A 14,585-nucleotide genomic window follows, 5' to 3' on the forward strand; every position below is an offset into this window, starting at 1 on the left:
CCCTGCATCAGAAACGTCCGCGCAGACCGGCATAAACGCTGCGCCCCAAGGAACCGTAGCGATAGGCGGTCATATAGCTTTGATCGAACAGATTTTCGGCCCGCGCAAAGACGCGAAGCTGCGGGGTTATCGACATTTCGGCGCGGATATCGACCAAGGTATAGCCGTCCAATTTAATGCTGTTGGCGGCATTGTCATAGCTTTTGCCAGACCAGCGCACGGTCCCGCCCAATTCCAACCCCATTGATGCGCGATAGTCGAGCGTCAGATTGGCGGTTTCGCGGGGGCGGCGGTTGAGCCATTTGCCATAGTTTTTGCCTGCGGGAGAACGGTCCTCGGATAAAATCCAGCTATAGTTGGCACCAAGACTGATGGCGCCGAGACGAAGGTTAGCGGCGGTTTCAATGCCACGCGCCTCGCTGCGGGCGATATTGCTATAATAGCCATAGCGGAAATTGGTGCTGCCTGACGGCACATAGCAGAGCGGGTCGGTGGTGCCCGATGAGCATATATTATAGACAATTTGATCGGTCGAGGAGCGTTCGAAATAGAGGGCGGATGCCGTGAGCCTATTGGCAAAGAGGCTTTGGTCGATGCCAGCTTCCCATCCCTTGGAATGCTCTGGCGACAGGGCGTCATTGCCATTTTCGCTGTAGAGTTGATAGAGCGATGGAGCCTTAAACCCTTCGCCATAGCTGGCGCGCAGCGTGGTGCCGCTGCCAAGATTCCAGCGGCCACCCCCCGAGAAAAGGGTGTTTCCGCCAAAGCTTTCATGATCGTCGTGACGCACACCCGCATGAAGGTGCAAATTGGTGACAGGCTGGGCCAAAAATTGGGTGTAAAATCCTAAGATTTCCGATTGTCCGCGCGCAAAGGCGGGCAAAGGCGTGGCCAGCGATGCCGCAGGAGAGCGGCTGCGAAATTCGGATTTTTCATAGTCCGCGCCAAAGATGAGCGAATAATTGGCATTCAAATGCCATTCGCCCTGATATTCGGCGCGTTTATTGGTGCCATTGGATTCCCAACTGAGCGGACGGGCGCGCAGGGGGTTGAGGTTTTCGCGGCTGGTGTCGGTATATTGGACGGTGAAGCGGTTTTGCAGACGCCCGCCAAATAAGGCGAGTTTCAGACCCGCATGGGCCAAATATTCGTCGTTGATGGCATATTCAGGGCTGTCGCCGGTGGTGGCGTCAATATGCACGCGGCCGGAGCCATAGTAGCCGCCAAAATCGAAGGATATTGTATCGCTGATATCAATCGCGGCGCGTCCACGCAGGCTGCGGTTGCGGTAGCCATCTTTTTCCACGCCGCCAAATTTGGGCGAAATAGCTGAAATGCCATCGGTGGTGAAGCTTTGGCCCCCGATCCGCCAACTAAACCGGCCCTGCTTGCCGCCAACGGCCAGCCTGCTGTTGACCGTGTTGCGTGATCCAGCCTCGATATCGAAGCTGCCTTCAAGCGGCGCGGTTGGCGAAGCGGTGGTGATGTTGATGACCCCGCCGATCGCTTGGCTGCCCCATAAAATGGATTGGGGGCCGCGCAGTACCTCGATTTGGGCGGCGTCGCCCAGCATCAGATGCGCCATATTATAGCCGCCACCCGTTGCCGCAGGGTCATTGAGTTTGACGCCGTCGATGACGACAACAGTGTGATCGCTTTCCGCGCCGCGAATACGGAGCGATGTGGAGGTGCCATAGCCGCCATTGCGGTGGATGCTGATGGACGGAGTGCGCAGCAGCAATTCGGTCACACCCATGTCTTGGGCACGATCAAGCGCGGCTTTGTCAAGGACGGTCAGGCTGGCGCTGATGGTGTCGGCGGCCACGATATGACGGGTGGCGGTGACCAAGATAGAGGTGTCGCTGTCATAATGTTCGGCAGCATCAGCATCTGCATCGGCAGCTAGGGCTGGCGCGGCGCTGCAAAGGGCCAGAACCAGCGCAAGGCATGGCAAGGCTGTGTGGAATGATGTGGCGGTTAGGTTATGCTTTTTCAACTTTCAGTCCCATCGACGAGACCGAAATTGCACGCAGGAAATCAGCCATGGCGGGAAAGCGCGCACGACCGATGCCCCGCGAACAATCGCGGTCACCTTTGTCGTCGCTCGGGTTCACCCCCGTCCGCTCGGCACACCCTGTCCGCGCGAAAGACGACGGCACGAGGCAGGTCTCCTGGCTTGCGGGTCTGTGCCGGTTTGATCGCCTTCTCGGGATGATGGTCCCAATGGCCTGTGATCAATGGCTCTCCGCGTACAGTTGCAGGGGCAGCCGGGGTTTTCCCGTTCCCTTTTCATCCTCAGATCATTGAGGAACCTTGTGCGTGGGGCGTGAATAGGCAGACAATGGGCGAAGGTCAATATTTGCTGTGGAAGGAAAGGGATTTGATGAAAATTCATCTGCTTAGTGCCTAAGCCGATGATGCGATCGCCCATAGGAGCGGGTGCGGGATTTTGTTGATGAGCCGAATGAGGGCCCTTGCCTGCGCCTGATCATGGGGTAGGAGGGGGAATGAAATGGCGACCAGTGATGATCAATATGAAGCCCCTGAAGATATTGCCCCTGACCAATATGCACCGATATCATGCGGCGATAGCCAGAGTGATGCTGGGCGGTGTGGTGGCATTTGGTATGGCGGCCTGCGGCAGCACGGCCCCTGACACAGCGGCGCATGACGGCGCATCGCCAAGGCCGCAGCGGATCGTATCGCTGAACCTTTGTGCCGATCAATTGCTGGTGAGTTTGGCGGATCGCACGCAAATTGCGGGTTTGACGCGCAATGCGGCGGACCCTGAAATGTCTGCGGTCGCGGGTGAGGTCGCGGGTTTGCGGATATTGGGCAATGCTGCCGAGGAGGTGCTGGAGATTAACCCCGATCTGGTCATCGGAATGCCGACGCGGCGCAGCGCCGCGCTGGGGGCGCTGAAAGGCCGTGATTATCCGTCATTGGATTTGAAAACGGCGCGCAGCGTGGATGATATTTATAAAGGCATAGCGGCCACGGCCAAGGCGGTTGGCCATATGGATCGCGGCGCGATATTGGTCGATGGCATGAAAAGCGCGCTGTCCGACGTTCCGAATGTTGGTAAGGGGCGCGTGGCGGCTTATTATCAGCGGCGCGGGTTTATGACGGGCACCGGAACATTGGTGGATGATTTGATGGGCCGTGCTGGGTTGGTCAATTTGGCCGCGCAGATTGGCAAGCCGAGTTTGGCCCAGATTAGTCTGGAAGAAATGGTGCATGCCCAGCCCGACTTCATCATCATGGAAAGTTCGACCGCGACCATCAGCGATCAGGGCAGTGAGATGCTGCACCATCCGGCGCTGCGCGGCATTCCGCGCTTATATCTGCGTGAGGCGTGGACCGTTTGTGGGGGGCCAGCCTATGTGCAGGCGGCGCAATCCTTGGCCCAGCAAATTGCACGTCATGATGCGGGACGAGCTGGCGGATAGAAGGACGACGTCCTGCGCTAGCCCCGCATGAGCCGTGCACTGGGTTGCTGGGGCCGATATGGGAATAGGTGGGCTGGCATGTCGGCCAAGCCCACCATGGAAAAAATAACCGGCAATCGCGACTTAAAATTCAATGCCCTTTTGCGCTTTGACATTTTGTTCGCGAAAAGGGTGTTTGATCAAGGTCATTTCGGTGACCAAATCGGCCGCCTCGATTAATTCAGCGGGGGCATTGCGGCCGGTGATGATGACATGCTTCATGGCTTGGCGCTGAGCCACGGCGGCCAACACCTCGTCAACCGGAAGATAGTCATAGCGCAAAACGATGTTGAGTTCGTCGGCCAGCACCATGTCATAGCTGGGGTCGGCGATCATGCGTTTGACTTCTTCAAAGGCTTGGCGGGCGACGGCGATGTCGCGGCTGCGGTCTTGGGTGTCCCATGTGAAGCCTTCACCCATCGGTTTAAATTCCACCTGATCGGGGAAATGGTTGAACACCGCTTGTTCGCCCGTGGTCATCGCGCCTTTGACAAATTGCACCACGCCGATTTTCATGCCATGCCCAATGGCCCGTACCACCATGCCGAGCGCGGCCGAAGTTTTACCTTTGCCGGTGCCCGTGTGGACGATCAACAGGCCCTTTTCGACCGTTTTGCTGTCCAGCTTTTTATGGTGAGCGGCCTGACGCTTTTGCATTTTGCGTTCATGGTCTTGGGGTGTTTTTTCGGTCATATTTTCTGTCCTGCTAGGTCCAAAAGGGTGATGGCGGCGCTGTTGGAGCGGGGTTTCCACAGGCCGCGTTCGATGGCTTCGGAAAGGCGAGCGGCGATTTCTGATAAGGCATGGGGGTTGGCGTTTTTCAGAAAATCGAGAAGCATAGGGTCGTCGATAAAGGCCGCATAGACGGCGTCGAAATGATGGTCCTGCACCGCATTGGTGGCGGCGCGAAAGGCAAAGAGATAGTCGATGCTGGCGGCAATTTCGAACGCCCCCTTATAGCCGTGACGCATGACGCCCGCGATCCATTTGGGGTTGGTCAATCGGCCCCGCACGATCAGCGATATTTCGTCCTGAAGCGTGCGAATGCGTGGGCGTTCGGGGCGGCTGTGATCATTATGATAGGCCAAGGGGGCATGGCCTTGTACCCATTCCACCGCCGCTGATAAACCGCCTTCAAATTGATAATAATCATCGCTGTCGAGCAGATCATGTTCGCGATTGTCTTGGTTTTGGACAATAGCGTCGATGGATTTTAGGCGGCGTTTCAGATGGTCTTGGCCCGCATCGCCCGATGCGCCATTCCCATAGATGAAACCGCCCCAACGCAGATAATTTTCCGCCAAGTCGCTGCGGTCCGTCCAGCATTTTTCGTCGATTAACGCTTGCAGTCCAGCGCCATAGCTGCCCGGTGCAGAGCCAAAGACACGGGCACCAGCAAAATGCGATGCGGCGTCTGCGCTATGGCCATCGGTGACAAGCTGGGCCTGTTCGCGTCGGTAACGGTCAGCGGCGGGATTGTCGGCGACGTCTTCGTCCAATTGCATGATGGCGCGGGCGGCGCTGTCGAGCAGGTTGATCTGGTCGGGGAAGGCGTCGCGGAAAAAGCCCGATGTGCGGAAGGTGACATCGACGCGCGGGCGGCCCAGATGCGCGAGTTTCAGAATTTCAAACCCTGTGACACGGCCTGATCCATAATCCCATAGGGGCCGCGCGCCCATCAGCGCCAGTGCTTGGGCAATGTCATCGCCGCCGGTGCGCATATTGGCGGTGCCCCATGCGGACATGGCGATGGCGGTGGGATAATCGCCGCTGCGCTGCAAATAATCATCCACCAGCAATTGCGCCGAGCGAAAGCCCAAATCCCATGCGGTGGGGGTGGGGATAGCGCGCGGGTCCACGGAGTAAAAATTCCGGCCTGTTGGCAGAACATCAGGGCGGCCCCTTGTCGGGGCGCCCGATGGCCCCGGCGGAATGAAGTCGCCATTGAGGGCCGCCAACAGCGCCGAGATTTCTGCCGCGCCGCAAGCGTCGATTCGTGGGCCGAGATCCTGTGTCATGCTGGTCAAAACGGCATGGGTGGCGGGGCCCAATGGCGGCGGCGATGGCGGCGTCGGCGGCGTGGGGACGACCAAGGCCATCGCCAGATATTCCAGCCGTTCAACCGTGTCGCCCGTGCTGCGCCATGGGTCGGTGGAAATGTCGGCAAGGCACGCTGGGCGTGGGCCCGTCCACGCTTGGGCAAAGTCGCAGTCCAAGGGGTCGAAGCCCAGCAAGAGATCGTCGGCCATCGCCCGCAGCAAAGAGGCATCGCCATCCTTGCCGCGCCCGCGCGGGGTGCGGGCAAGGGCGATCAGCAGGTCACGGCGCAGTTGGTCGGTGGGGCTGCGGCCAAAGATATGCAGGCCGTCGCGTATTTGAAGTTCCTTGAGTTCGCACAGATAATTGTCGATGGCGGCCAGAATATCATCGTCATTTTGATCCGTGCTGGCGGCGGATGTGGGTAGGCCAAGGTCGCGGTCCATCCCGCTGAGCGCCGCGAGGGCGAGAATGTCGGATTTCAGTTTATCGATGCGGCGCGGGTCCATGCCAGCGGCCAGATAATATTCGTCGACCAAGGCTTCGAGTTGCTTGAGCGGGCCATAGCTTTCGGCGCGGGTTAGCGGCGGGGTGAGATGGTCGATGATGGTGGCCGAAATGCGGCGCTTGGCCTGCGTTCCTTCGCCCGGATCATTGACGATGAAGGGGTAGATTTGCGGCAAGGTTCCGGCGCATATTTCGGGGAAACAGGCGTTGGATAAGGAGACCGCTTTGCCCGGCAGCCATTCCAAATTGCCATGCTTGCCGACATGGACCAAGGCCTGCGCGCCAAAATGATGTTCCAGCCACAAATGAAAGGCCAAATAGCCATGCGGCGGCGGCAGAGCGGGGTCATGATAGCTGCTTTTTGGGTCGATATGATAACCGCGTGCAGGTTGGACCGCGACGGCGACATGTCCAAAAATATGAATGGGCAGATGGAAATGACCGTTGCGGAAGAAGGGGTCCTTTTCCGGCGTGCCCCAACGCTGGGTCATTTGGGCGGCTGCATCGTCGGATATGTGCGCGAAATAGCGTTGATAGTCTGCCAAGGATAATGTCGCGGCGCTAGCCGCCGTTCGGCTGCTTTGATGGTTGGTGACGCCGCTGGTGATTTGGGTCATCAGGGCCGCCGCATCGGCAGGAAGGCCGCGAATATCATATCCAGCGGCCTGCATGGCATGCAGGATGGTCATGGTGCTGGCAGGCGTGTCGAGGCCGACGCCGTTGCCGATGCGGCCATTTTGATGCGGATAGTTGGACAGAACCAGAGCAGCGCGGCGCTGCGGGACAGGGGTTTCGCGCAATTTGGCCCAATGCATGGCAAGATTGCACACAAAGGTCACGCGGTCCGCAAGGGGGCGGGGGGCGATGATCGCGCATTGGGTGCGTTCATCAAAAGCGGCACTGGCTTTGAAAGCAACAGCGCGGGTGAAAATGCGGCCATCCACTTCGGGCATAGCGACATTCATGGCCAGATCGCGGGTGCCGAGCCCACGCGCCGAGGATTGCCAATCTTGTTCTTGTTCGGCGGCAAAGGCGACTTGTAAGATGGGGCAGTTGGCGCGTTCCAACACCGCTGCTTGGCGCGGCTGGGTGGTGGATGATGCCGCAAAGCTGGTGGCGTTTAGGATGACCGATGGGGTGTGGGCGGTGATGATATCGGACAGCAAGGCGATGCTGCTTGGGTCACGAAGCGAGCGGATAAAGACGGGGAGAACGCGAAAGCCAGCGGCTGACAGGCCGTCGATCATGGCGTCGACGGCATCGGTGGTCCCAGCGGCATGAAGGGCGCGGTAAAAAGTGAACAAAGCGGTTGGGCGATGATCGGGGGACGTGGATGGCCCGACGTGGGTTTCGCCCATGGCGGACGGGGCATAATGGCCGCAGTCGGGCAGGTGCACTAGGGGCGCGGGTTCGGCGGATGGCAGGCCCGCATATTGTGCGGCGGATTGTAAGAAGCTGAGGGCATTGGTGACGCCCCCTTCGCGAATATAGGCGTTGAGGCGCGCGCAATCGGCGGCGGGCAGGGTCGAGCATATTTCCAATGCGGGGTCGGCATCGCCGCTGCCCGAAATGGCGGCAAAGGGGATGCCCTGACGGCGGCCGGCGGCGGCGATTTCGTCCACGCCATAGGGCCAATAGCTTTTCCCGCCCAGCAGAATGACACAGATGAAACGCGCATGTTGGATGATTTTGTCGACATAAAGATCGACCGAATAAGGATGTTTTAGGGCCAGCAAATTGGCGAGACGGACCGTGGGTCCGTCATCGTCCAATTGGGCTGCGGCCTTGGCAAGACAGGCAAGTTCGCTGTCTGCCACGGTCAGAATTACCAAATCGCCGGGGGACTGGTCCAGATCGACGGCTTCTTCGCCGTCGGTGATGCTGCCCGGCGCAGTGGAAAGCAGGTGCATCAGCCAAGCTCGGCGCCGGTGACCGCGTTTTGGATCGCGGCGGTGATTGCGTCTTGATCAAGCCCCTTTTCCCCGATCACCACCAAGGATGTTTGGCGAATTGCGCCGCTGGCCCATGGGCGGTCAAAGAAATGCTCGATACGCGGGCCGACCGCTTGAACCACCAAACGGGCGGATTTTGCGGTGACGGAGGCAAAGCCTTTGACGCGCAAAATATCATGCTGGGCGATGATAGAGAGAAGCGCCGCTGAAAAAGCCGCAGGGTCGGCGATATCGCCGCCTTGAACGATAAAGCTGTCGAAGTCGTCATGATCATGATCGTCAGCGGCGCCATCATGGTGGGACGGGCGGCTGTCCAGATCATCTTCGGCCCCAGCGGCATGACCGAATAATAGGACAGGGTCCACCGCGCCGCGTGATGCGTGGACGATGGACGTGCCAGCGCGCATATCTTTGGCCGCGATCGCTTTGACCGCTGCGACCTCGGCGTCTGACAATAGGTCGCATTTGTTGAGGATGACCATATCGGCGCAGCCCAATTGTTCTTCGAACAATTCCTCGAGCGGGGTTTCGTGGTCCAAGGTCGGGTCGGCAGCGCGGGCCGCAGCCAAGGCGGCTTCGTCGGGTGCGAAGCGGCCCGCCAGAACGGCGTCCGCGTCGATTAATGCGACCACGGCGTCGACGGTAGCGCGGGTGCGGACGCTGGGCCATTGAAATGCCTTGACCAAGGGTTTGGGCAGCGCGAGGCCCGATGTTTCGATGATGATATGGTCGGGCCGTTCGGGACGGTCCAACAATGCTTCGATGGTCGGCAGGAAATCATCAGCGACCGTGCAACAGATACAGCCATTGGCCAGTTCGACAATATTATCGGCTGGACAGGCCGCGTCATTGCAACCTTGCACCAACTCGCCGTCAATACCGACATCGCCAAATTCATTGATAATCAGCGCCAATTTGCGATCGCCCGCATGGGCCAGAATATGGCGGATGAGGGTGGTTTTACCAGCGCCCAAAAAGCCGGTGATGATGGTAACGGGGGTTTTGCTCATCGTGATATTCCTGTGGTGAAAGGGGAAGCCATGGGGTGATTGCAAATCAAAGGGGACGCCATGGAAGGACAAAAGCCTGCCCGTCATGTGCGGCATGATGGCCCTCGACTGCATAATGGGCGGCCATGCCGCGCGGCGAGAGGACTTGATGGGGTGGGCCGTCATCCGCCAATTCGCCATCGCGCAGCGCGATTAATCTGTCGCAATAGCGGGTGGCCAACGCCAGATCATGGATGACGGTAATGACCAACACGCCGCGATTGGCTTCTTCGCGCAGCAACGCCATGATGTTCAGGCCGTGACGGGGGTCGAGCGCGCCAACAGGTTCGTCAGCGATGAAAATCGGAGCTTCGACAGCCAAGGCGCGGGCCAGCAAAACGCGGGCGCGTTCGCCGCCCGACAATTGCGTGACATCGCGGTCCGTAAATTCGCCAACAAAAGCGCGCTGCATTGCGCGGTCGACAGCGGCTTGGTCCGCGCGGCTGGGCGAGCCAAAAGCGTCGATATGGGGTCTGCGCCCCAAAGCGACGATGCTGCGCGCCGACAAAGGCCAATGGACGATATCGCCCTGTGCCAGATAGGCGATGTTTTTCGCGCTGTCTTTTGGCGAAAATTGCGTCAAACATTGGCCGTTGATGTTGATTGACCCCGATGATGTGGGGAGCAGGCTGGCTAAGGCTTTGGCCAACGTGGATTTTCCCGCACCATTGGGACCGACCAGACCAATGAATTCGCCGCCCGATGCGCGAAAGCTAATGTCCCGCAAAACAGTGCGTGATCCAATCGGGACATGCACATTGGTCAGGGTTAAGCAGGTCATGCCATGCGCTTTCTGAGGCTGATGACGAGATAGATGAAAAAGGGCGTGCCGATCAGCGATGTGAGAACGCCCAATTGCAGTTCAGGGCCAACCGCAATCAGGCGAACGACAATGTCCGCCGCCAGCACCAGCGCGCCGCCACCGATTGCGCTGGGCAAAATCAAACGGCTGGGGATATGACCGACCAAGGGGCGAATGAGGTGCGGCATCATCAGGCCGACAAAGCCCACCGAACCCGACACGGCGACGCCGGCGCCGACAGCCAGACTGGTTCCACCAATGGCCAATATGCGCAAGCGCCCGACACGCAGGCCAAGGCTGCGGGCGCTGTCTTCGCCCAACGACAAAATGTCCAACGATGGGGCGCAGGCCATCAGCATGATCAGGCCGATGAGAATGAAGGGCGCGGCCAGATTGACTTCTTGGAACGTGCGGTCGCGTACCGAACCCAGCAGCCACATGGCAATTTCGCTGACCGCCCATGGGTTGGGGGACAGGTTCATGGCAAGCGACGTTAGCGCAACGGAAACGCCGCTGATGCCGACACCCAGCAGAATAAGGGTGAGGGTGCGTCCATTGTCCCGCGCGACGAATAGCAACAACAAAGTGGCGATACCGGCGCTGGTCATGGCGAACAGCGGCAGGCTGAGCGGGGTGGTGGCCGCAAAGCCGAAATAAATGGCGATGACAGCGCCAAGGCTGGCCGCGCCGGTTATGCCCAATGTGCCCGGTTCGGCCAGCGGGTTGTGGAGCAAGCCTTGCAGCACCGCGCCCGATGCGCCCAGCGACATGCCGACCATGACAGCCAACAGCATACGCGGCATACGCAATTGTTGGACGATCATATTGGTGGATGGATCAGACAGGCCAAAGGCGGCGCGAATAAGGTCCGATTGGTCAATATCGACATAGCCAAAATTGAGCGATGCCAACATGAGCGCGCCGAGGAGCAACAATAGGCCGACGCACAGGCTGGACTGCCGAACAGGGCGGATAAGACCAGCCGCTGGATGGGACGGATGGGTCATGGCGATGGCCTTTGGCTGCGGGATAGGGATGCGCGGGATGAAGAAGCGCGATAGGTTGGCGAGGCAATGAGCTTGCGCCGTTCGGCGACCAAAAGTTCGACAGCATCGACCAATAATGGGCTGCCGCAGTTCCAATATTTGCCCGGAACATGGATGATTGGACGTGTGCGGGCTTGCCCCCATAGCAAGGGGTTTCGGCGCAAAATGGACGTGCCATTGTTGCTGGTGTCAAAATAGCTGACAGCAAAAGCATCGGGCGGTTGGCGAAGCACCCGTTCGGCCGGAATGCCGCCCCATTGCGGTGGGCCCCAAAGGGATTGTAAATTGCGAAATCCCGCGGCTTTCAGGCTGATGTCGACAAAGGTTCCGGCCCCTGCGCCGCCGCCGTCGGGGCGATAATAGATGATGCTGGGCCATTGATTGGTGGGGCTGGTTGGATGAAGCTGGGCTAGGCGCTGATGCATATTTTTGATGACCGCTTCGCCGCGTGCGCTTTGGCCCAGTTCATGGGCGATTTGGCGGACCATGGCGTCAATTTCGGGCCAGCTATTGGCCATTGGGATGGATATGGTTTTGATGCCAAATTGCCGAAGCGCGGCGGCGCTGGTCGGGCTGACGGCGTCGCTTTGCAGCAATAATTTCGCGCCGGACGCGATGACTTCTTCGGCGCTGCCGCGATTGATGGGAAACGCCTTGGCGCGCTGGGCATAGGCCGACAGCGGACCGCGCGCGGTTGGTGACAGCGACGCAATTTGCGAGGGGTCCGCCAGCATCATCAACATTTGATCGGCGCATAGCCCAAAGGAGGCGGCCTTGGGCCGGTGTGCGGATGCCGCGCCTTTTGCTGGGGCCGCCGCCGCGGGCGCCCATGCCATCGGGGACAATAAGGCCATGCCGATAGCGAGCGCGAAGCGACAGGGGCGGCATGAGCCAAAATTGATGTGATGGCGGCGACGCATTAGCGCCGAAACCCCTGACCCAATTCATCCTGTCCGTCGGGGTGATGGCCAGCATAACGGTCCATGACATAATACCATAGAGCGAGGCGGGTGAAGTCGGGATTGTCCGCGATTTGATCGTCATCGGTCAAAAAGGGGTTGGGAAAATAAATAGCCAAAGTGGATTCGCCATGGCCATTGGCCATTTGCAAAGACCATGTGACGGGATGTCCAAATTTGTCGAAACCGCGCGTCAATTCGGCCTTGGATGGGCGGCGGTGGGCGACCAATTCCGGGGAAGCGTTGCTGTCGCCAAGGCACAGATGGAAATGGCCATAACGGCCCCAATGGACCGTGAAATAGCCGCCGCCATAATGAATGGATTTGGGCGCAGCGGGGCAGCGCAGTTCATAAGCACCGCCCGCTATCATCGGACCAAAGGTTAGGTGTTGCCAATGATTTTCGAACAAATCCCGTAGCATCTCCTCAAGGAATTGATCGTCCAATGGCAGCGCCCAAATTTCGGCTTGCAGCGTTGCATCATCATGGAATTTCTGTTGTTTTTCGATTTTAGAGACGATTTTAGACATGGGCGCTTTTCCAATGTTGGGAAGGCGCGGGGCGGCTTAGTTCAGCCGCCCCGCCGTAAATATTGGGACTGAGCGATTAGAAGCTGAGGCGGAGGCCGCCATAGGCGCTGCGGCCCAAGCTTTGGGTGCCGTAGCTGGTTTGATACCAGCGATCGAACAGGTTCACGACGCGGGCATATATTTCAATGCTGTCCGTGACCGCGACGCTGCCCAGCAGGTCCGCCACGACATAGGCCTGTGTTGCACCGCCATAGCCAGATCGGTTTCCGTCCGCATAACGCATGCGCATGGTCAGGCTGGTGCGATCAACGGGCGTCAGCGTCAGCGCCGTTGAACCGAAATATTCGGGACGACCACTGTCCAGATATTCGCCATCGCCGCCAAGGCTGTTGTCCACCTGATGTTCCAAAATGCTGAAGCTTTGGTTCAGATTAAGCCATGAGAAAGGCTGTGCGGTGACGCCCAATTCGACGCCTTGGGCACGGGAGCGACCAAATTGATTATATCCGCCCGATGGTGGACGGCTGGCATCCCAGTTAATTTCATTCTTTTTGTGATTGAAGAAATAGCTCATTTGCACAATCAGACCTTGGTCCAATTGGAGATCAAAGCCGATATCGCCGCCTGAACTGGTTTCCACCTTGAGGTTTGGATTGCCATAAGTGGGATCGAACAGTTGATAGAGGCCCGGTGCCTTGGCACCCGTGCCATAGCTGGCGCGGAATTTGATCGGGCCGACCCCATAAGCCATCGTCCCACGATAAGTATCAAAGCTGCCAAAGCGGCTGTTGTCATCGAGGCGGACAGCACCAGTGATGGTCAAATTGTCGATGGGGCGCAGCGCGGCTTCGGCATAGACAGATTTGGTTGAGATATGCTGGAGGAAATTGCCGGTATAGGCCGTGAGTTGATCGGTTTTTTCACGTTCCCAATTGGCACCAGCGGCAAGGCTGACAGGATTGTCTGCACCATAATTTAGGGCAAGGCCGATTTGATCCTTAAAGCCTTTATACATGTCGCCATCGGGGCGGTTGTAGGTGCCAAAGTAAAGACGGCGGGTGACATAGCGGCTGGCGGTTAAATCAGCCTTGAACTGATGGTCGCTGGAGCGGAAATTGGCGCTGGCGGCATAGGCATATTCTTTTTTGCGAACCGTATTAAGGCTGTCCGAAGACGGTGCATTGTCCAAGTCGGAAAAACTATCCTGCCAAAGGCCAATGGCTTGGAGCGAGAGATATTCGCTGGCGGCAACGCCGATACGGCCGCTGACGCCATAGCGCCAATATTCATCCTCTTCGGTGATGGCACCAGCGGGCGCGGTACGCGGATCGGCGAGCGAGGGACCCGTGTGACGATATCCCGTGGCGGTCAGGCGAAAATCGACATCGCCTTTCTTACCAATCAGTGATGATGAGCCGGATAATGTGCCATGGCTTCCGGCTTCGGCGTCGGCGTTGATACCAATACCATCCTGCGTGGCGCGGTGGGTGATGATGTTGACCACGCCGCCGATAGCGTCGGCCCCATAGAGCGAGCTTTGGTTGCCGCGCAGAACCTCGATGCGGGCGATGTCGCGGGAGGTGAGGTGATCAGGACGAAATTCGGTGCTGGTAGAACTGGGATCGCCCAATTTGATGCCGTCGATCATCCACAAGACTTCGTCATTGTTCGATCCGCGAATGCTGACACCCGTATAGTCGCCCGGGCGGTCGCTGGTTACTTGCACCCCCGGCAAAGTCAGGAGGGCGTCTTTGACGAACATGATTTGGTTTTTCACCAGATCATCACTAGTGATGACCGAAACAGAACTGCCGATTTCGCGGGCTTGGGTGGTCACGCGCGATGCGGTGACGACGATTTGACTGTCTGTATGAGCCTTGGCGGCGTCGGCGTAGATGCTATTGTCGGCGGTCGCATCAAGGCTGGCCGCAAAGCTGGTTGACGGAATGAAGGCGCAGGCCAGTGCAAGCGCGAGTGGTGACGATAAACTGTGATATTCCATGGTAGCAATGCCCCAAACGCCGAGCGTGACAGCGGCTAGCGGGGCAACCAGATGCAAGATCATAGCGTGGACAGGCCAAAGCCGGACCAACGAAATGAGCCAACGAACGGTCGATCAATGCACGGCAGATGGGCGTAATTCACCCGCCGAGCCTTGATCCATGCGGCCCCAGCCGCAACAGATTCGTCGCTCAGACGGAAGAGACACCGTGCC

Annotated in this window: 10 protein-coding genes and 1 riboswitch; of the genes, 1 reads left to right on the top strand and 9 read right to left on the bottom strand. The window is 58.6% G+C overall.

Annotated elements, in window-relative coordinates:
- Positions 1-7: 7 nt before the first annotated feature.
- The gene (locus tag LKO31_RS14170; protein ID WP_227691188.1) at positions 8-1,996 is read right to left on the bottom strand and encodes a TonB-dependent receptor plug domain-containing protein; all 1,989 of its coding nucleotides are present in this window, start codon (positions 1,994-1,996) and stop codon (positions 8-10) included.
- A gap of 148 nt (positions 1,997-2,144) precedes the next feature.
- Positions 2,145-2,331: riboswitch (cobalamin riboswitch) on the bottom strand.
- 176 nt (positions 2,332-2,507) lie between these two features.
- Between LKO31_RS14170 and LKO31_RS14175 the strand changes: the two genes are divergently transcribed.
- On the top strand, positions 2,508-3,449 hold the full coding sequence (locus LKO31_RS14175; protein ID WP_320443504.1) for an ABC transporter substrate-binding protein: 942 nt from the start codon (positions 2,508-2,510) through the stop codon (positions 3,447-3,449).
- A 123-nt stretch (positions 3,450-3,572) separates the two neighbouring features.
- Here the strand turns inward: LKO31_RS14175 and cobO are convergent, their stop codons facing one another.
- From cobO to LKO31_RS14215, 8 genes are all read right to left on the bottom strand, one after another.
- Entirely contained in the window at positions 3,573-4,181 is a 609-nt protein-coding gene (gene cobO, locus LKO31_RS14180; RefSeq protein WP_227691189.1) for a cob(I)yrinic acid a,c-diamide adenosyltransferase, read from the bottom strand.
- Complete coding sequence (gene cobN, locus LKO31_RS14185; protein WP_227691190.1) at positions 4,178-7,942, bottom strand: cobaltochelatase subunit CobN; 3,765 nt, start codon at positions 7,940-7,942, stop codon at positions 4,178-4,180. Before cobN ends, cobO begins: the two co-directional genes overlap by 4 nt.
- Complete coding sequence (gene cobW, locus LKO31_RS14190; RefSeq protein ID WP_227691191.1) at positions 7,942-8,994, bottom strand: cobalamin biosynthesis protein CobW; 1,053 nt, start codon at positions 8,992-8,994, stop codon at positions 7,942-7,944. The genes cobN and cobW overlap by 1 nt, the downstream gene beginning before the upstream one ends.
- 46 nt (positions 8,995-9,040) lie before the next feature.
- Positions 9,041-9,814, bottom strand: coding sequence for an ABC transporter ATP-binding protein (locus LKO31_RS14195; RefSeq protein WP_227691192.1), 774 nt, complete (start codon positions 9,812-9,814; stop codon positions 9,041-9,043).
- Positions 9,811-10,842, bottom strand: coding sequence for a FecCD family ABC transporter permease (locus LKO31_RS14200; protein ID WP_227691193.1), 1,032 nt, complete (start codon positions 10,840-10,842; stop codon positions 9,811-9,813). Before LKO31_RS14200 ends, LKO31_RS14195 begins: the two co-directional genes overlap by 4 nt.
- Positions 10,839-11,717, bottom strand: a complete 879-nt coding sequence (locus LKO31_RS14205) for an ABC transporter substrate-binding protein (RefSeq protein WP_227691194.1) — start codon at positions 11,715-11,717, stop codon at positions 10,839-10,841. Before LKO31_RS14205 ends, LKO31_RS14200 begins: the two co-directional genes overlap by 4 nt.
- Before the next feature lie 83 nt (positions 11,718-11,800).
- Positions 11,801-12,370, bottom strand: coding sequence for a DUF7676 family protein (locus LKO31_RS14210; RefSeq protein WP_227691195.1), 570 nt, complete (start codon positions 12,368-12,370; stop codon positions 11,801-11,803).
- 76 nt (positions 12,371-12,446) lie between these two features.
- Positions 12,447-14,372 carry a TonB-dependent receptor plug domain-containing protein gene (locus tag LKO31_RS14215; protein WP_227691196.1) on the bottom strand — a complete coding sequence of 642 codons (1,926 nt, stop codon included), beginning with the start codon at positions 14,370-14,372 and terminating at the stop codon, positions 12,447-12,449.
- Positions 14,373-14,585 lie beyond the last annotated feature (213 nt).

Origin of the sequence: Sphingopyxis yananensis, from assembly GCF_020687785.1 — a bacterium.
Taxonomy (GTDB): Bacteria; Pseudomonadota; Alphaproteobacteria; order Sphingomonadales; family Sphingomonadaceae; genus Sphingopyxis; species Sphingopyxis yananensis.